The sequence below is a fragment of the Herbaspirillum sp. Sphag64 genome (genome assembly GCF_014192645.1).
In the GTDB taxonomy this organism is placed as follows: domain Bacteria; phylum Pseudomonadota; class Gammaproteobacteria; order Burkholderiales; family Burkholderiaceae_D; genus Herbaspirillum.
Window position 1 is genome coordinate 36,408 of the sequence record NZ_JACHYE010000006.1, and the last position, 16,465, is coordinate 52,872.

A 16,465-nucleotide genomic window follows, 5' to 3' on the forward strand; every position below is an offset into this window, starting at 1 on the left:
AATATTTTTCAGAATTTTCTATAAGTTATGCTTATCAAGTAAGTAAGCTGCGCTGATTGTAGCAATGCCTCGGTGTCAGCAAAATGACTCTCATTATTTCTTTATTCGGAAAATCAGGGAGCGTTTCATGAAGCTGCGCCATTTCTATATTGTATGTGCCACCATGCTGATTCTTGCCTGTACCAGCAGGCTAGTTTCAGCTCAGGATATTCCGGCAGATATTCTCGCCCATGCTCGTGCCGCGGGAGTAATTCGTATTGCCAACACTCAAAGTAGTCCTCCTTGGAGTTTGCTCGATGATCAACTGCAGCCTGGTGGTTACGACGTTGAAGTCGCCAAGGAAGTGGTACGTCGCATCGGCGTGGCGAAGGTGGTCTTTGTCGCTGACTCGTTCAAGAATTTCGTCGAAGGACTGAAAGTCGGCAAATATGATCTGGTCATGAACGATTTGACACCGACGCCAGAACGTACCAAGGAGGTCGATTTCGCTACACCTTATGGCGTCGAGGATTTTCGTATCTTTGTATTGTCCTCAAACAGCGATATCAAACAGCAAGCTGATCTCAAGAACAAGAAAGTGGCCGTCACCACTGGTACCAGTAACGAAATCTGGGCCCGTGCCAATTTGAGGCAATCAGATATTCGTACTTACGATAATGGTGGTCTGGTCTTCAGTGATCTTGGCAATGGTCGTATCGATGCAGTCATCAGCTCGCACTTCAGCGGGATGAAGTACGCGACCTTCAATAAATTGTCGATTAAAGAAGTTGGTCAACCGCTGACTTATCAGTTGTCCGCACCAGCGATGGTCAAGGGGCAACGCGCTCTCAAGGAAGCTGTCAGTAAAGCGATTAACGACATGATCGCAGACGGTACGCTTGATCGCCTTGCGCGGAGGTGGGTTGGATCTAATTTCGATATGGTAGGCGATATCCACAAGGCGCTGCAACAACCGTAATTCTTGAAACCAGAGGATAAATTTCCATGTTGAAACATTTTTTCTTAATGTTGCGGATCGCGCTTGCGCTGTGTCTGGCGCTTGTGCTGCAGCAAGCTCACGCCAGCGGCGATGATTCCCTGAGCCGTTTGCAACAGCGCGGCGTAGTCTACGTTGCCAATACACAGGCTAGTCCACCGTGGAGTTACCTGGATGAGAAGAATCAACCAGATGGTTATGATGTTGCTGTTGCCCGTGAAATTTTTCGCCGTATCGGCATTGCCAAGGTTGAGTTCGTTGCCGATAAGTTCAAAAATTTCGTTGAAGGTATTCGTGCCCAGAAATATGACGTGGTGGTCAATAGTATGGCCCGTACGCCAGAGCGGGAGAAGGTTGTTGATTTCTCCGCTCCTTACACCGTTCAGGATTTTCGTATCTGGGTCAACGAGAAAAATAGAGAGATACACGACAAATCCAGTTTGAGAGGCAAGAGCGTTGGCGTCAGTACCGGGACCTCTAATGAATTATGGGCACGAGCCAATTTGCCTGACTCAGAGGTACGCGGATATGAAGGTGGTGGATTCGAATTTAACGATCTGATCAGCGGCCGGTTGGATGCGATCATCGAGTCTTACTTCAATGGCTACAAAATGAAAACAGTGAACAAGTTGCCGATAAATACCGTTGGTGAGCCTTTGCTGTATTCGCTCGGTGCGGCGATATTGCCCAAGAATTCAACGGCCTTGAAAAATGCGATGGACAAAGCCATTGGCGACATGATCACCGACGGGACAATCCAAAAGCTCGCCCACCAGTACGTAGGATCGGACTATGACATGACTGGAAATATGCAGAAAGCCGTCAAGAACTGACGGTGCCTCTGATAAATGGAATCAATTAATACTCAATCCAGACTGTTTTAAAGACTATGGCAAATAATCCCATCAAACCTGATATTGATCTCGACGCTGATGGAAAGCATATCGGCTACCTTCGACTACCCTATTCGGTACACCGATCTGCCTATGGTTGGATACCGATTCCGGTCGCATCAATCAAACGCGGTGAAGGGCCGGTGGTGATTGTGAGCGCAGGTTCTCATGGCGATGAATATGAAGGACAGATCATCGTTTCGCATCTGATCAGAGAACTTGATCCTGAGATGGTCTCGGGGCAATTGATCTTGCTGCCGATGACTAATGCGCCAGCTGCCGAAGCAGGTATGCGCACCTCGCCACTGGATGAAGGCAATCTCAACCGGCTGTATCCGGGCGACCCGAGTGGCACACCGACCCAAATCATCGCGCACTACATAGAACACGAATTGTTGGCGCGTGCCGACTATATGATTGATCTCCATTCGGGCGGTACTTCATTGATCTATGATGGTGCAAATATGATGGGTCTGGAGCCTCGTGATGCCGAGGAAGAAAAACATGTGACCGACCTGCTTAAAGCATTTGGTTTGCCGCGGGCTTTTCTGTATCAACCCAATCCTGTGAATGTTACGGCTGCTGCGCGCCGTCAGAACGCGATTTGCTTTTTGACGGAGCTCGGTGGCGGCGGTGTCGTCAGTACGGCATTGATCAGAGAGGGGATGCAGGGACTGCTGAATTTACTCGGTTTCATCAAGCTGCTCAGCGGCGCTCTGGTGCCATCGGGTCCGCCTGCGCAGGCTAGGCTGATGCGCATAGACCGAATCAAACACTATGTCTATGCCATGGATAACGGTGTGCATGAGCCATTGGTCGAGCTTGGTGCGACAGTGACAAAAGGGCAGGCCGCGGCGCTGATTCATTTCCCGGATAACCCTGGTCGTGCGCCACAGACGGTCTATTTTGATGCCGATGGTGAAGTGATCTGCAAGCGGGCCATCGCGATGGTCAAGCGTGGAGATTGTATTTTTCAAATGGCTGATGAGCGGCGCTCCACACTCTGAACCTGTCTCATTCGATTTCATAGTAGTTCTTTGGCGAGATCGCGCTCGGTCGATCTCGCTTCTTTTCTTTTGCGCATTTTATCGACTGTTTTTACCTTTAGTCTGATCAAGCGTGCCACTGTCGTAGCAAACGACGTCCCATGAGCGCTATCAAAATACCATACTGATTACAAGCAGGTTGGTCAAAAAGTCTGTAATATTCAGTATATTCTGAATATTCAAAAAATTTAGATGTGTATTTTGAGGTTGCAAGTCGATACTGCTGGTGAGAGTTACTGTCGTTAAGTAGCGACAACAGCATTGATTCAACGCCGACTGCGCCTAAAACATGCATCTTGTTCATCGCCATGCGCTTTTGCCGTCGCCCTTTGTACCGCTGGACTGCAATCCTCCTGTTGCATTGCCTGGTGATTGGAAGTTTGTTGCCCGGCACCGCGCAAATGGTAATGCCACGCGGTATCACAGGATTACAGGATATTTGCGCCTCAGACATCGGCAACCTCAGCGCGTTCAAGGGACTGCAACCCGAGAAGACATCGACCGGATTTCTGCCGCACACGCCACATTGTCTATTTTGTCTGACCTCGGGAGAGCTATCGGAGCCACCTCAAGCGGCATGCTTGAGCACCTTGGTACCGTTGGCAGTGTGGATGGCGAGCGTGGTCGGGGTGACGCCATCGCTCCGTTCCAGTGAGTTTTGGGCGCGCCCCCTGACGCGTGCGCCGCCATTGCTGGCTTCAACATGCCCTAAGGTTAAAGCCATTTTCGGCTAGATCTTTTGGGGTACGTCACTGTATCAATCTTGTGCAACAACACTGTTCTTATGCAGCCAGCATGCTGCAGGAGAGTGGTCGTTCGCGCACTTCTTAAACAATGACAGGTTCATTCGTTTCTTTCGGGGCATATTATGTTTGGCTTTACCGCGATGGAATTGGCACGTATCCAATTTGGATTTACGGTGTCATTTCATATTATTTTTCCAGCGATTACGATCGGCCTGGCGAGTTATCTCGCTGTGCTGGAGTTTCGTTGGCTGCGTACGGGAAAGCAGGTCTATCGTGACTTGTACCATTTCTGGATCAAGATTTTTTCCGTCAATTTTGGCATGGGCGTCGTTTCAGGGCTGGTGATGGCTTATGAGTTTGGGACTAACTGGGGAGGTTTTTCCAGGTTCGCCGGCAGCGTCACCGGCCCCTTGTTGACGTATGAAGTCTTGACCGCTTTTTTTCTGGAAGCAGGATTCCTTGGTGTGATGCTGTTCGGTTGGGGACGTGTCGGCCGTGGGCTACATTTTTTTGCGACCTGCATGGTGGCCCTTGGCACGTTAATTTCAGCGACCTGGATTCTGGCTTCCAACAGCTGGATGCAAACACCTCAGGGTTATGCCATCGTCGATGGCACGATCGTGCCGACCGATTGGCTGGCGGTGATCTTCAATCCATCCTTTCCTTACCGCCTCATGCATATGGGCGTTGCCGCGTTTCTGGCGACGGCATTGCTTGTCGCGGCCAGTGGCGCATGGCATTTACTGCGCAAGAACGATAACCCGGCAGTACGAAAAATGCTGTCAATGGCCTTGTGGATGCTGGTCATTGTGGCACCGATCCAGGCTGTGATTGGCGATGCCCATGGGCTCAATACGTTGAAATACCAACCGGCCAAGATCGCAGCACTTGAGGGGCACTGGAGCAATGATCCGTCCGAGAAGGGATTGCCACTTCTGGTGTTTGCGATTCCCGATATGGCACAGGAAAAAAATCATTTCGAAATAGCGATTCCGCGCATTGGCAGCGTGATTCTGACGCATAGTCTGGACGGACAGATTGCAGGCCTCAAGTCGTTCCCGAAAGAAGACCGACCCAATGCCACGATCCTGTTTTTTAGTTTTCGCATTATGGTCGGTCTTGGTTTGGCGATGATCGGCCTGGGCTTGTGGGCGTTGTGGGCGCGCTATCGTGGATCGCTGTATCGCTCGACATGGTTGTTACGTGCCACCGTGTTGATGGGGCCGGCAGGCCTGATCGCGATTCTGGCCGGCTGGTTCACCACAGAAATTGGACGTCAACCGTGGGTTGTCTATGGTCTGTTGCGCACTGCCGATGCTGTTTCGCCGCATCCGGCGACTGCATTGGCGCTGTCGCTGGGCTTGTTCATTGCGGTCTATTTTTCGGTGTTTGGGATTGGTATTACTTATTTGCTGCGCCTGATTCGCAAAGGCCCGCAGGCGTATGAAGAAGAGCCACATCCTTCCGGTGGGCCTGGCCAAAGCCACACCGCTAGCCGACCTTTGTCCGCGACGGATGAAAACCTGGAATTTGTTCACAACCCAGATCATTGGAGTTAATCAAGATGGGTATCGATCTTTCTGTCATTTGGGCTGTAATTATTTTTTTCGGCGTCTTTATGTACATCGTCATGGATGGCTTTGATCTCGGTATCGGGATCCTGTTTCCGTTCGTTATCAGCAGTGATGAACGCGATGTCATGATGAATACCGTAGCCCCTGTCTGGGATGGTAATGAAACCTGGCTGGTGCTCGGTGGTGCAGGCTTGTTGGCGGCGTTCCCGCTGGCATATTCGGTGTTGCTGACCGCCTTGTATCTACCGTTGGTCTTTATGTTGTTGGGCCTGATATTTCGCGGTGTCGCCTTTGAGTTTCGGTTTAAGGCGAGAGACCATGAGCGTCACCTTTGGGATAAGGCTTTTATCCTCGGATCGATTTGTGCGGCATTTTTTCAAGGCGTTGCATTGGGGGCTTATATCGATGGCATCCCCATGCAGGGTCTGGAATACATCGGAAGCCCCTGGGATTTTATACGTCCGTTCCCGCTCGTTTGCGGACTAGGCGTGGTGATTGTCTATGCCTTGCTGGGCAGCACCTGGCTGATCATCAAGACGGAAGGTGCGTTGCAGGAGCGTATGTTACGACTGACCAAACCATTGACGGTGATGCTTGCGGTAGCAATTATTGTTGTGACCATCTGGACGCCGCTGGTTGACCCGAGTGTGATTGGTCGCTGGTTTAGTACGCCAAATATTTACTTCTTCGTGCCTGTGCCGGTTCTGGTGATATTTTTTATCTGGCGACTGCGTTACAACATTCGTAGTGAAAATCCTCATCACGGATCGTTTATGTCAACTTTAGGAATTGTGTTTATCGGTTATACCGGATTGGCGATCAGCATTTGGCCCAATATTATTCCACCACATATCTCGATCTGGGTAGCAGCATCGCCACCACAAAGCCAGGGCTTTGCATTGGTCGGCACGCTCTTCATGATTCCATTCATTCTCGGCTATACGGCCTGGTCGTACTTCGTATTCCGAGGGAAAGTGAAAATCGGCGATGGCTACCATTAAGAAGAACAGCGGGTCTCAGTCACGCCTCAGAACGTGGTCGCAACGCATTGGGTGGATGGTGTTGATATGGTTCTTCAGTGTTGCCGCACTAGGTGTCGCTGCCGGATTAATGCGCTGGTTGATGCATGCGCTCGGGATGCAATGAGGCGAGGCGCATGATGCACTATCGATGACAGGCAATACAATCATGTCATCGATAGTGTTTAATGCAAACCACGTTATTCGTCTTTACCGGTGAGCGTTGCTAACGCCCGATCTTTGATGAGCAGAAGCTTGTTGACTTTTCGCCCGAGGCGCATCAACTGCATCAATGACTCTGGCGATAACCTTTGTAATTCGTCAAACCAGTTGTTGGCCAGTTCAGCCAATTCATGCATCTCACGAATGCGCTTCTGCGCGTACATCTCGGCGTCGCTGGCGGGGGCCGTGATCAGGGAGTGACGTAACATCGACAGCGTAGGTTCAATTTCGCGCCGTCGGCGCTCCGCCGCGATGGCTTGGAAAATATCCCAGACACTGCCTAGTGAAGTGTAATACTCGCGGCGCTCGCCCGGCACTCTGACCAGACGGACAATCTGCCAGCTCTCAAGCTCTTTCAGACTCATGCTGACATTGGACCTTGAGATCGAGAGCGTTTCACTAATGGTTTCTGCATCCAAGGGTTGCTCGGAGATGAATAGCAGTGCATAAATTTGCCCCACAGTGCGATTAATACCCCAGCGACTACCCATTTCGCCAAAATGTGCGACGAAAGACTCAATAAGCGTTGACATAAACAATTTTTCGTAAGTTCAGGATTCTTTGAATAGTATAAGCACTTCAGCTGCGCAAGCGGCAATGGCGACAAGGCTGGTCATTTTTGTGCGCGTAACAAGGTTGTGCCGGAACAGGACTAAATGAGAGAGAGCATGATGCGCGTTTTTCTATCATCCCTACACGGGCTCAAGCATACCGAAGCAGGCAACCTGCAGCATGACGATCAAGGCCAGTCCAATCTCTGCAAATGTTGCCCACACGAACAGGCGTGGTGCACAAGCAGAACCTTGCATGCGTGGCACAAGCAGGTAGCGGTTGACGATGGCAAGCGTAGTCATCAGCAAAACCAGCGTTATTTTGATGCACAGCAGACGCTGGTAAGCAAGTGCCCAATTGAACGGCCAGCTACCAACGATGAGAAAGGTACTGACACTGCCGCTGACCAGCACCAGTAACACAGCAATATGTCCGGCATTGGAAAAGCGACGCAGTGCCAGTTGTGCTGATGCCGATGAATCTGCTTTGGTGATACGCGGCAGTAATGCCAGCACAACGACCAATGCACCGGCCCAGCCGCCGCAGCTTAACAAATGCAATGCGTCATTGCACTGATGCGCGATACGTAGCCAGCCATCGTCCATGACCGCATGACCGGTCATCGTCAGACTCAGCAGTAACAAGGCACTCGTGAGTACATCAATGTGCAGGCGCCATGCGTGAGCGCGAATGCGTAACAGTCCCAGCATTACCAGACACAGCACCTGGGAACACCAGGCCGCACCGACACTGGTACCGGTGGCGACGCTGTAGAGCACATTAACGTTGAGCGCATCGTGCCAGCCGTCGCCAATGCGTGCTGTCTGCAAAGGAAGATAGGCAGCGACACCCAAACCAATGCCGAGCCATGCCAGCGTCCAGAGTGGAGTGAGTTGTTGCCTGATCGGTTGTTTCAGATCAGGGGGGACCAGGAAGCACAGAAATGCCGAAGCACCCCAAAGGAACAGCGCTGCGGTATCAAAGACAAAGCGGCAACCCAGCAACGCCAGGTCAACTGAATTCAAGGCTTGACGGTAAAGCTGTAGCTGCCATTGGTCTTGTGTCCATCGACGGCCAGAGCATGCCATTGCACCGTATAGACACCCGCCGCCAACTTCACTGGCACTGTTGCCATCCATACTTTTCCGGCATCCTTGAGCATGCTCCCGGTCAGTGTGATTTCCTGTTTGTCAGGCCCGATCAGCTTGGCACCACTGAACGCCTCATTCAATCCCTCCGTAAACTCAAGATCGAGTTCAGTTGGCGCGGCAACGATGGATTGATCAGCTGGCGATGCCGATTTCAAATGGGCATGTGCCCAGGCATGGCTGGCGAAAGCAAAATTGACTAATGCAGCAAGAGCAACTGCGCGAAACAATAGCTTCATGAGAAATTCCTGACGTGGGTGGGATGGGAGAGATAACCGATTCATTATAGTTGACGGGGGATTTTTTTCATGGTGCCCCTCTCCCAAAATCAATATCCTGATTCATTTCATTCGAAGTCGGATGTGAAATTGATTTGACACGCCAAAAACAAAAAAGCCCTGAAATCTCAATGACTTCAAGGCTCTTTGTTCATATGGCGGAAGGTGTGAGATTCGAACTCACGAAGGGCTTACGCCCTCGCCAGTTTTCAAGACTGGTGCATTCAACCGCTCTGCCAACCTTCCAGCGTAAGCCCGGCATTATACATGACTGTGCATTTGACTCAACACTTTAGTGCGATTGTGGATTTCTCATGCAGGCGACATCGCAACTTGTTGCGCGCCGCAGTGCGCTGCTACACTGCCGGCTGCCGCATGTGGGCATGCCAGGGCTGTGTTTTACAGCACTATTTTCTTCGGATCAGGTAGATGGCAAGTGCCACCATGGCAACCACGGCGGCTTCCAGCAAAAATACGACGGCACCACTACTCACAATGTTCTCCTTGTTCGATCTGTCCGGCCGGGCAGATTGTTGTTGTTGAGGTGTATTGTCAGACACCGATACTGATCTTGATACTGAGCTAATTTACACCATGATGCATTCTCTTTTATTCGAATTTGTCGTCAACTTCCTGTTGGGCGGTTTGCTGGGCGTGCTGGGGGGCTTGTTCGGTATTGGTGGTGGTTTGATAGCGATTCCGGTCTTGGGCCTGCTGTATGGGATGGATCAGCAGATGGCGCAGGGCACTGCGCTGGTGATGATCGTGCCGAATGTGATGATCGGTTTTTGGCGGTATCAGCAGCGCAACCAGATTGCCATTGCGCTTGCGCTCAAGATGGCAATCCCGGCCGTATTGACGACCTATGTGGCGGCGCGCTTTGCGACGGCGATGGGGGCGCAGTCATTGCGGTTCTCGTTCGCGCTGTTCATGCTGATATTGGCGCTGTATTACCTATGGACGCTGCTCGGCAAGACCTCTGTTACGCGTTCTGCTGCGCTGGTATCGGAAAGATATATTGCGTTAGTCGGGCTTGGCGCTGGCCTGTGCGCAGGGCTCTTTAGCGTCGGCGGTGCAGTGGTGGCGGTGCCAGCATTGGTGAGCCTGTTTGGTGTCACACAGACGGCAGCGCAAGGTTTGGGGTTGGCCATGGTGACACCGGGAACATTGGTGGCATTGTGGACCTATGCTAGTGCAGGCCATGTCGACTGGGTGGTTGGGGTGCCGATGGCAGCCGGTGGTGTGATCAGTATTTCCTGGGGCGTGGCCTTGGCACATCATTTGCCGGAGCGGCGCTTGCGGTTACTGTTTTGTCTGGCGCTGCTGGCGATTGCAGGGTCGATGATATTTCAGTGACGTTTCAGTAAGCTATTATGACGATAAAGAACGTCCAGTTTCAGGAGTGAGACTGGACGTTTTTATTATCGACAGCGGATCAGGGCGCCGGGTTGGGCTGCGTCTTGTGGATTGCTTCGATGCCGTCGATGATCTCTGGTGTAATCTCGACGGACACGCTGTCGATGTTGCTGCGCAACTGTTCCAGTGTGGTAGCGCCGATGATGTTGGAGGTGACGAACGGGCGGCTGTTGACATAGGCCAGTGCCAGTTGTGCCGGATCAATCTGATACTTGCGCGCCAGTGCAACATAGGCTGCGGTGGCTGCTTCGACTTGCGGATTGCTGTAGCGGACGAAGCGATCAAACAATGTTAGACGGCCAGCGACTGGCCGTGCGCCGTTCAGATATTTACCGGACAGCACGCCGAACGCCAACGGTGAATAGGCCAGCAGACCAACCTGTTCGCGATGGGCAAATTCGGCCAGATTGATTTCAAACAGACGGTTCAGCAGATTGTAGGGATTCTGAATGGTGACGACGCGTTCCAGGTCGAATTTTTCTGCTGCACGCAAAAATTGCGCAACGCCCCAGGAGGTTTCGTTGGATAAGCCAATATGGCGGATCTTGCCGGCTTTGACGAACTCGGAGAGGACGCGCAATGTTTCTTCAATAGCGACCGTTTCTTCATTGTCGATGTGGTTGTAGTTGAGCTGGCCGAAGCTGTTCACGCTGCGGTCTGGCCAGTGCAATTGGTACAGGTCAACGTAATCCAGTTGCAGTCGGTCGAGGCTGCCATGCAGCGCATCGCTGAGACCTTTGCGATCAAAATGATTGATGCCGCCGCGGATATGACGCGGGTTGTGTGGTTTGCGTGCGGGGCCGGTGGCTTTGGTGGCGATCAGCAACTGATCACGCTTGCCGGACTTCTTGAGCCAGGTGCCAAGGTAGCGTTCGCTCAGACCTTGCGTCTCGGGCTTGGGTGGCACCGGATACATTTCGGCGACATCGATCAGGTTGATGCCGCGCTCAACGGCGAGGTCCAGTTGGGAGTGTGCTTCGGCCTCGGTATTTTGTTCACCCCAGGTCATGGTACCGAGTGTGATAACGCTGACGTTGATGTTGGTGCGGCCTAATGGACGGTATTGCATGGCGTGATCCTTTGTTGTTACAAATAATCTGAAAGCTAGACTACATGCGGCTTGCAGCGATGTTGTCTGGTGCAGTAGTATAACGCTGCACGCTATTTCTCGCTGAGCACTACTGCAGCATCTGCTGTTCTGTTCTTCAGTCCCGTTCTCGCTTTTCTTCTGCGACAGCAGTTTCTCCATTTTTGTAGACAATGACCGCAACAATTGCACCGAAAACGCTGTTAAAACATCCTTCGTTCCGACTGTTCTGGCTGGCCAGTGTTGCTTCAACGATTGCATTGCAGATGCAGATCGTCGCTGTTGGCTGGCAGGTGTATCAATTGACCCACAGTGCTTTTGATCTGGGGATTGTCGGGCTGGTGCAATTTATTCCATCTTTGTTTCTGGTGTTTGTGGTCGGCCACGTTGCTGATCGTTATGATCGCCGGCGGGTGGCACGTATCAGTGTCGCCGTCGAGGCGCTGGCGGCAGGGATTCTGGCGGCGGGAAGCCTTGGCGGCTGGCTCAGCAAAGAGGTGATTTTTGTCGTGGTATTTTTGATTGGTGCTGGCCGTGCGTTCAGCAAGCCGACGCTCAGTGCGTTGTTGCCAACCCTGGTGCCGCCGACGATCTTGCCGCGCGCAGTGGCGGGCTCGGCATCGGCGACGCAGGTCGCGATTATTGTTGGTCCTGCACTGGGTGGCTTCTTGTATGTCGCTGGCCCGGCCACGGTGTATCTGAGTAGCTGTGCCTTGTTTTTGTTGTGTAGTTTGGTATTGGCCTGGATACCTGCAGCGCAGGATCAGCCAGTGCGCCAATCCGAGCCGGCGACTTTGCGCTCGGTGTTTGCGGGGCTGGCTTACATCTGGAGCAAGCCGGCGATGTTCGGTGCGATTTCACTAGATCTGTTTGCGGTGCTGCTAGGTGGCGCAACGGCGTTGTTGCCGGTCTATGCACACGATATTTTGCATACGAATTCAATCGGTCTTGGCTTTCTTCGGTCGGCACCGGCGGTGGGGGCATTGTCGGTGGCGTTGTTTCTGGCGCACCATCCGTTGAAAGGGCGAGTGGGGCGCACGATGTTCATTGCGGTCGCCATCTTCGGGGCGGCGACGATTGTGTTTGGACTGTCGCGCACCATGTTTTTGTCGCTGCCGGCGCTGGCAATTTTGGGCGCGTCGGACATGATCAGTGTGGTCGTGCGTTCCAGCTTTGTGCAGCTGGAAACTCCGGACGCGATGCGTGGTCGGGTCAGCGCCGTCAATTCTGTGTTTATCGGCACCTCTAACCAGTTGGGTGAGTTTGAATCCGGCATCACGGCGGCACTCTTTGGCACGGTGCCAGCGGTGCTGATCGGCGGTATTGGCACCTTGCTGGTGATCGGCTTGTGGATGCGCTTGTTTCCGCAGCTGTACCAGATTGAGCGGCTCGACGCGCCGCTCAAGCGGGGATAACTTTATTTCGCTGCCGCGCCCGGATTAGCCAGATGTAACTTGACGTTGGGCAGCGTGCCATCGGCAGCCGTAAACACCACCGGGCAATTGACGACGATACGGGTCTTGTCAATTTGTACGTCACCGGCTTCTTCGGCGGCCAATACTTCTTCTTCTGACTTGAGCAAGTGCGGTTGTTTTCCTGCATTCCAGCTCACTGCATAAACCTGCCATAGCGGCGAGTAGTTGATGTTGGCGTTGTCTTCGCCGACAGGCGACGGCAGCGACGGCAGCACGCTTCCCTGTGCAAAATTAAGTATCTTGTAGATTCGTTCAACCGAGCCGGGCTGGCCTGGTTGCGGTTGCCGGTTCAGGGCATTGGCCAGTCGAGGCACATAGTTGGCACCCATGTCAGCGGCGGCCTGTTTGTCTGAGGCATCCGTAGTGACGTAGCGCACCAGCTTGCCTTCAAACCATCCGGACAGCAGTGGTAATTCAACCGTGTCTCCCGGAGGCAGGGTAGATTGGGCTGATGCAGATAGCGTTGCGGCCAGTGTCGTTGACAGGCACAACAGTGAAGCTGCAGTAAAGCGCAAGAGTGTCGTCATAGTGGTTACGTTTGGTTGAGGGGATGTCTGGTTGCTTACTTTATCAGAGCGCTAAAATAAAAAAAGGCCCGTCGCAACTGCGAACGGACCTTTTAACCTGCCGTGGCAGGAATGATTTATTGCGGATGGAACTGGTGTGCGAAAGTGAATTCGTCAATGCGCGGGGTGTACTTCAGACCCTTGCGCACAGCCCATGTTGCATATTGGTGATACAGCGGGATCACAGCGTAATCCTGCAGCGCCACGGTAGCCGCTTGCTGTGCGTTATCCTGACGTTGTTTCTCGTCCACGGAAGCCAGCGAAGCCTGTACCAGCTTGTCGACTGCCGGGTTGCTGTACTTGCCCCAGTTCCACGAGCCCCAGCCGGTGCTGGCGTCAGGTGTGCCAACCAGTGTACGCAGACCGAAGTCGCCTGCTAATGTGCCCCAGCCGAGCAGCGCCACGCTGTATTCACCTGCACGTGCCTTGCCGAAGTAGACCGACAACGGCAGCGTTTCAACCTTGGTCTGGATGCCAACGCGGCTCAGGAATTGCGCGACGGTCTGTACCACGCGTTCATCATTGATGTAACGGTTGTTAGGACCATGTAATGTCAGTGTGAAGCCATTCGGATAACCGGCAGCAGCCAGCAGCTTCTTGGCACCTTCCGGATCATACTTTTCTACCTTCAGATTGTCGGCGTAACCGAGAATACCAGGCGCAACAATGTTCGACGCCGGTGTACCGAGGCCTTCCAGTGTGCGCTCAGTCAAAGCCTGACGGTTGATCGCTTTGGAGATAGCCTGACGTACGCGGATATCCTTGAGCGGGTTCTTGTCAAGCGGTTTGCCAGACTTGTCGGTGATGTCCGGGGTCTTGTCGCGTGACTGGTCAAGCGTCCAGAACAGTGTGCGCCACGAGGTACGTTGGACCACGTTGAACTTTGGATTGGTCTTGAGCTTGGGGACATCGGCTGGTGGCAGGCTGTCGATAGCATCGACTTCGCCGGCCAACAAAGCGGCAACACGTGCGCCGTCCGAGGTCAGGATACGGAAGGTGACCTTGTCCCATTCCGCCTTGGGACCCCAGTAATTGTCATTGCGGACCAGCTCAACGCTCTCGCCGCGTTTGAAGCTGGAGAACTTGAAGGGACCGGTACCGACCACAGCCTTACCGCTGTTGAAGTCTTCGGTGGTGGCGTTTTGTGCAGCTTTCTTGGAGACGATGAAGATGGTGCTCACGTCCAGTGCCAGTGGGCCATATGGTGTTGCGGTCTTCAGGCGCACGGTGTAGGGATCAACGATTTCTTTGGCAATGATCTGCTTGGTGTAGCTGGTGAACGGGCCAGGGCTATTGGTCAGTGTAGCCGGGCGGTCCAGCGAGAAGACTACGTCTTCTGCAGTGAAATCACTGCCATCGCTGAACTTGACGCCGTGGCGCAGCTTGAACTCCCAGGTGGTCGGATCAATTGCCTTCCAGGAAGTGGCCAGACCGGGAATCAGCTTGCCGGTTGGATCCACATTGACCAGCGCGTCAAACAGATGCGAAGACAACGAAATATTCGGTGCGATGTTGTTGAAGTGCGGATCCAGAGTGGAAATGTCGGCGAACAGACCGATCTTGAGATCGGCGGCAACTGCGGAAACAGCCGTCATTGGCAGTATTGCGGTGGCAGCAAGGCCGGTAAAGGCCAGACTGAGCAGGGTTTTCTTGATCGACAATGCCATTGGACACTCCTTGGAATAATTGAATTCAGCCGCTTATTTTAGGGCTAGTCGTTTGCTGATGTGCAACATATTAAGAATTTACTTATGCGCTCACCGCATGAAGTTGGAAATGTACATGCATTCGGCGATGCGTGCAGCAAGCAATGAAAAAAGGCGCCAAAAAGAAAAAAGCGCTCTTCCGGAACCGGAATGAGCGCTTTGAAGCGATGTTGATTGGTACGACTCAGTGGGCTGCTGCGGCTTCGGCAGCGCCGGCACCACCCCTGACTGGCTTGATGATCCAGATCAGGGGAATAATGACCAGGAAAATTACCCCGGAGATCCAGAAAATATCATTGATGCCGATCATGGCAGCCTGCGCATTGAGGTTGCGCTCAATCAGTCCGGTTGCCTGTTGTTGTGTCATGCCCAGCGTGCCTTGCATGGTTGAATACATTTGCTGCAATGCGGGACTGTAGGGCGTGGCGTGTTCAGTCAACTGGGCGTGGTGCACGATGGTGCGGTTGTTCCACGCCGTGGTTGCCACCGAGGTACCGATCGCACCACAGAACACCCGTACAAAGCTCGACAAGCCGGCCGCAGCAGGAATGCGCTCCGGCGGCAAGCCCGACAGCAGCAGCACGGTCAGCGGCACGAAGAACATCGCCATCGGAATACCTTGCATCAGGGTTGGCATGATGACCGTCCATTGATCAACCTCCAGGGTGTAACGGGAACGCAGGAAAAACACGATCGCGAACAGGATGAAGGACGCCGTGGCAACCCGCCGTGCATCTACACGCGGCAGGAACTTGCCGATGAAGGGCATCAGAATCACGGCGAAGATACCGATTGGTGCCGTCGACAGACCTGAATCGATCGAGCGGTAGCCGAGATACTGTTGCAGCCACTGCGGCAGCAAGACCAGATTGCCGAAGAACACGCCATAACCAATCGAGATAGCGATGGTGCCGCCGGCAAAATTACGTCTGCCGAACAGCCGCAAATCAATCACCGGATGATCGGTAGTGAGCTCCCAGATGATGAAGTAGGCAAATGCCACCAACGCCACCAGACCTAACGTCAGAATCAGGGGCGAGGCAAACCAGTCCAGATCCTTACCCTTGTCGAGCATGATCTGGAACGCGGCGACCCAGGTCACCAGCAAGGCCAGACCAATGGTGTCGATGGGCAGCTTGTGGGTGGGGGATTCACGGGTACGATAAATCGACAGTGTGAGACCCGCCGCGATCAAGCCAACCGGCACATTGATGTAAAAAATCCAGGGCCAGGTATACGCATCGGTAATCCAGCCACCCAGTGCCGGGCCGGCCACCGGCGCTACCACAGCGGTCATGCCCCAGAGCGCTAGTGCAAAGGATGCTTTGGATTTGGGATAGGCCCCCAGCAGCAGCGACTGTGATAACGGCACCATCGGGCCTGCTACCAGGCCTTGCATGACCCGCGCCGCCAGCAGGATCGGCAGTGTCGGTGCCAGACCGCACAACCACGAAGCGATTACGAACAGAAGCACCGAGGTGATGAACAGGCGTACCTGGCCGAAGCGTTGGGTCAGCCAGCCGGTCAACGGGATCGAAATCGCGTTGGCGGCGGCAAAGGAGGTGATGACCCAGGTGCCTTCATCGATCGACACGCCCAGATTGCCAGAGATGGTCGGAATCGCCACGTTGGCAATCGATGAATCGAGGACGTTCATGAACACCGCCAGCGATACTGACAAGGTGCCCAGCACCAGCTGCGCGCCTTTCAGCGGCGGCGGTGGAGTATAGGTTTGAGGACTGCTCGCCATGGATGAAGAAG

At 53.3% G+C, this 16,465-nt stretch carries 18 protein-coding genes and 1 tRNA gene; 8 read left to right on the forward strand and 11 right to left on the reverse strand.

Going from position 1 to position 16,465, the window contains the following annotated elements; translation table 11 throughout:
• Positions 1-127 precede the first annotated feature (127 nt).
• Genes FHW66_RS11510 through FHW66_RS11520 form a run of 3 tightly spaced genes read left to right on the forward strand, consistent with a single transcriptional unit; the run spans position 128 to position 2,876 of the window.
• The gene (locus FHW66_RS11510) at positions 128-958 is read left to right on the forward strand and encodes a transporter substrate-binding domain-containing protein (protein WP_183379949.1); all 831 of its coding nucleotides are present in this window, start codon (positions 128-130) and stop codon (positions 956-958) included.
• 26 nt (positions 959-984) lie between these two features.
• Positions 985-1,809, forward strand: coding sequence for a transporter substrate-binding domain-containing protein (locus FHW66_RS11515; RefSeq protein ID WP_183379950.1), 825 nt, complete (start codon positions 985-987; stop codon positions 1,807-1,809).
• Between the two features lie 56 nt (positions 1,810-1,865).
• A complete protein-coding gene (locus tag FHW66_RS11520) occupies positions 1,866-2,876 on the forward strand; it encodes a succinylglutamate desuccinylase/aspartoacylase family protein (protein ID WP_183379951.1) in 1,011 nt (336 codons plus the stop codon).
• 106 nt (positions 2,877-2,982) lie between these two features.
• Here the strand turns inward: FHW66_RS11520 and FHW66_RS11525 are convergent, their stop codons facing one another.
• Together FHW66_RS11525 and FHW66_RS11530 are read right to left on the reverse strand one after the other, a co-directional pair.
• On the reverse strand, positions 2,983-3,225 hold the full coding sequence (locus FHW66_RS11525) for a hypothetical protein (protein WP_183379952.1): 243 nt from the start codon (positions 3,223-3,225) through the stop codon (positions 2,983-2,985).
• A 258-nt stretch (positions 3,226-3,483) separates the two neighbouring features.
• Complete coding sequence (locus FHW66_RS11530; protein WP_183379953.1) at positions 3,484-3,639, reverse strand: hypothetical protein; 156 nt, start codon at positions 3,637-3,639, stop codon at positions 3,484-3,486.
• A gap of 144 nt (positions 3,640-3,783) precedes the next feature.
• Here FHW66_RS11530 and FHW66_RS11535 point away from each other — a divergent pair, with 144 nt between their 5' ends.
• From FHW66_RS11535 to FHW66_RS11545, 3 genes are read left to right on the forward strand one after another with little or no spacing between them, the layout of a single operon-like run.
• On the forward strand, positions 3,784-5,220 hold the full coding sequence (locus FHW66_RS11535) for a cytochrome ubiquinol oxidase subunit I (protein WP_183379954.1): 1,437 nt from the start codon (positions 3,784-3,786) through the stop codon (positions 5,218-5,220).
• A 5-nt stretch (positions 5,221-5,225) separates the two neighbouring features.
• Positions 5,226-6,236 carry a cytochrome d ubiquinol oxidase subunit II gene (gene cydB / locus FHW66_RS11540; protein ID WP_183379955.1) on the forward strand — a complete coding sequence of 337 codons (1,011 nt, stop codon included), beginning with the start codon at positions 5,226-5,228 and terminating at the stop codon, positions 6,234-6,236.
• Positions 6,223-6,381, forward strand: a complete 159-nt coding sequence (locus tag FHW66_RS11545; protein WP_183379956.1) for a DUF2474 domain-containing protein — start codon at positions 6,223-6,225, stop codon at positions 6,379-6,381. The genes cydB and FHW66_RS11545 overlap by 14 nt, the downstream gene beginning before the upstream one ends.
• Positions 6,382-6,454: 73 nt before the next feature.
• Here FHW66_RS11545 and FHW66_RS11550 read toward each other — a convergent pair whose 3' ends face one another.
• From FHW66_RS11550 to FHW66_RS11570, 5 genes are all read right to left on the reverse strand, one after another.
• Positions 6,455-7,009, reverse strand: a complete 555-nt coding sequence (locus tag FHW66_RS11550; RefSeq protein ID WP_183379957.1) for a GbsR/MarR family transcriptional regulator — start codon at positions 7,007-7,009, stop codon at positions 6,455-6,457.
• A gap of 159 nt (positions 7,010-7,168) precedes the next feature.
• Positions 7,169-8,053 carry a copper homeostasis membrane protein CopD gene (copD, locus tag FHW66_RS11555; RefSeq protein ID WP_183379958.1) on the reverse strand — a complete coding sequence of 295 codons (885 nt, stop codon included), beginning with the start codon at positions 8,051-8,053 and terminating at the stop codon, positions 7,169-7,171.
• Complete coding sequence (gene copC, locus FHW66_RS11560; RefSeq protein ID WP_183379959.1) at positions 8,050-8,415, reverse strand: copper homeostasis periplasmic binding protein CopC; 366 nt, start codon at positions 8,413-8,415, stop codon at positions 8,050-8,052. Before copC ends, copD begins: the two co-directional genes overlap by 4 nt.
• Before the next feature lie 195 nt (positions 8,416-8,610).
• Positions 8,611-8,700: transfer RNA gene (locus FHW66_RS11565), tRNA-Ser, on the reverse strand.
• 161 nt (positions 8,701-8,861) lie between these two features.
• Positions 8,862-9,014: a hypothetical protein gene (locus FHW66_RS11570; RefSeq protein ID WP_183379960.1), complete on the reverse strand. Its 153-nt coding sequence runs from the start codon at positions 9,012-9,014 to the stop codon at positions 8,862-8,864.
• Between the two features lie 34 nt (positions 9,015-9,048).
• Here FHW66_RS11570 and FHW66_RS11575 point away from each other — a divergent pair, with 34 nt between their 5' ends.
• Positions 9,049-9,810 (forward strand): sulfite exporter TauE/SafE family protein, encoded by a 762-nt coding sequence (locus tag FHW66_RS11575; RefSeq protein ID WP_183379961.1) that lies wholly within the window; start codon positions 9,049-9,051, stop codon positions 9,808-9,810.
• 79 nt (positions 9,811-9,889) lie between these two features.
• Here the strand turns inward: FHW66_RS11575 and FHW66_RS11580 are convergent, their stop codons facing one another.
• Positions 9,890-10,939 (reverse strand): NADP(H)-dependent aldo-keto reductase, encoded by a 1,050-nt coding sequence (locus FHW66_RS11580; RefSeq protein WP_183379962.1) that lies wholly within the window; start codon positions 10,937-10,939, stop codon positions 9,890-9,892.
• A gap of 191 nt (positions 10,940-11,130) precedes the next feature.
• On the opposite strand from FHW66_RS11580, the gene FHW66_RS11585 reads away from it, so the two are divergent.
• A complete protein-coding gene (locus FHW66_RS11585; RefSeq protein ID WP_183379963.1) occupies positions 11,131-12,372 on the forward strand; it encodes an MFS transporter in 1,242 nt (413 codons plus the stop codon).
• Between the two features lie 2 nt (positions 12,373-12,374).
• On the opposite strand, the gene FHW66_RS11590 is transcribed toward FHW66_RS11585, so the two are convergent.
• From FHW66_RS11590 to FHW66_RS11600, 3 genes are all read right to left on the reverse strand, one after another.
• Positions 12,375-12,959, reverse strand: a complete 585-nt coding sequence (locus tag FHW66_RS11590; RefSeq protein ID WP_183379964.1) for a hypothetical protein — start codon at positions 12,957-12,959, stop codon at positions 12,375-12,377.
• 116 nt (positions 12,960-13,075) lie between these two features.
• Positions 13,076-14,665: an ABC transporter substrate-binding protein gene (locus FHW66_RS11595; RefSeq protein WP_183379965.1), complete on the reverse strand. Its 1,590-nt coding sequence runs from the start codon at positions 14,663-14,665 to the stop codon at positions 13,076-13,078.
• 223 nt (positions 14,666-14,888) lie between these two features.
• Positions 14,889-16,454: a DHA2 family efflux MFS transporter permease subunit gene (locus tag FHW66_RS11600; protein WP_183379966.1), complete on the reverse strand. Its 1,566-nt coding sequence runs from the start codon at positions 16,452-16,454 to the stop codon at positions 14,889-14,891.
• Positions 16,455-16,465 lie beyond the last annotated feature (11 nt).

Excerpts from the sequence above, each read along its gene's own strand:
- FHW66_RS11510 (WP_183379949.1), top strand. The coding sequence starts at position 128 with ATGAAGCTGCGCCATTTCTATATTGTATGTGCCACCATGCTGATTCTT.
- FHW66_RS11515 (WP_183379950.1), top strand. The coding sequence starts at position 985 with ATGTTGAAACATTTTTTCTTAATGTTGCGGATCGCGCTTGCGCTGTGT.
- FHW66_RS11520 (WP_183379951.1), top strand. The coding sequence starts at position 1,866 with ATGGCAAATAATCCCATCAAACCTGATATTGATCTCGACGCTGATGGA.
- FHW66_RS11525 (WP_183379952.1), bottom strand. The coding sequence starts at position 3,225 with ATGGCGATGAACAAGATGCATGTTTTAGGCGCAGTCGGCGTTGAATCA.
- FHW66_RS11530 (WP_183379953.1), bottom strand. The coding sequence starts at position 3,639 with ATGGCTTTAACCTTAGGGCATGTTGAAGCCAGCAATGGCGGCGCACGC.
- FHW66_RS11535 (WP_183379954.1), top strand. The coding sequence starts at position 3,784 with ATGTTTGGCTTTACCGCGATGGAATTGGCACGTATCCAATTTGGATTT.
- cydB (WP_183379955.1), top strand. The coding sequence starts at position 5,226 with ATGGGTATCGATCTTTCTGTCATTTGGGCTGTAATTATTTTTTTCGGC.
- FHW66_RS11545 (WP_183379956.1), top strand. The coding sequence starts at position 6,223 with ATGGCTACCATTAAGAAGAACAGCGGGTCTCAGTCACGCCTCAGAACG.
- FHW66_RS11550 (WP_183379957.1), bottom strand. The coding sequence starts at position 7,009 with ATGTCAACGCTTATTGAGTCTTTCGTCGCACATTTTGGCGAAATGGGT.
- copC (WP_183379959.1), bottom strand. The coding sequence starts at position 8,415 with ATGAAGCTATTGTTTCGCGCAGTTGCTCTTGCTGCATTAGTCAATTTT.
- FHW66_RS11575 (WP_183379961.1), top strand. The coding sequence starts at position 9,049 with ATGATGCATTCTCTTTTATTCGAATTTGTCGTCAACTTCCTGTTGGGC.
- FHW66_RS11580 (WP_183379962.1), bottom strand. The coding sequence starts at position 10,939 with ATGCAATACCGTCCATTAGGCCGCACCAACATCAACGTCAGCGTTATC.
- FHW66_RS11585 (WP_183379963.1), top strand. The coding sequence starts at position 11,131 with ATGACCGCAACAATTGCACCGAAAACGCTGTTAAAACATCCTTCGTTC.
- FHW66_RS11590 (WP_183379964.1), bottom strand. The coding sequence starts at position 12,959 with ATGACGACACTCTTGCGCTTTACTGCAGCTTCACTGTTGTGCCTGTCA.
- FHW66_RS11595 (WP_183379965.1), bottom strand. The coding sequence starts at position 14,665 with ATGGCATTGTCGATCAAGAAAACCCTGCTCAGTCTGGCCTTTACCGGC.
- FHW66_RS11600 (WP_183379966.1), bottom strand. The coding sequence starts at position 16,454 with ATGGCGAGCAGTCCTCAAACCTATACTCCACCGCCGCCGCTGAAAGGC.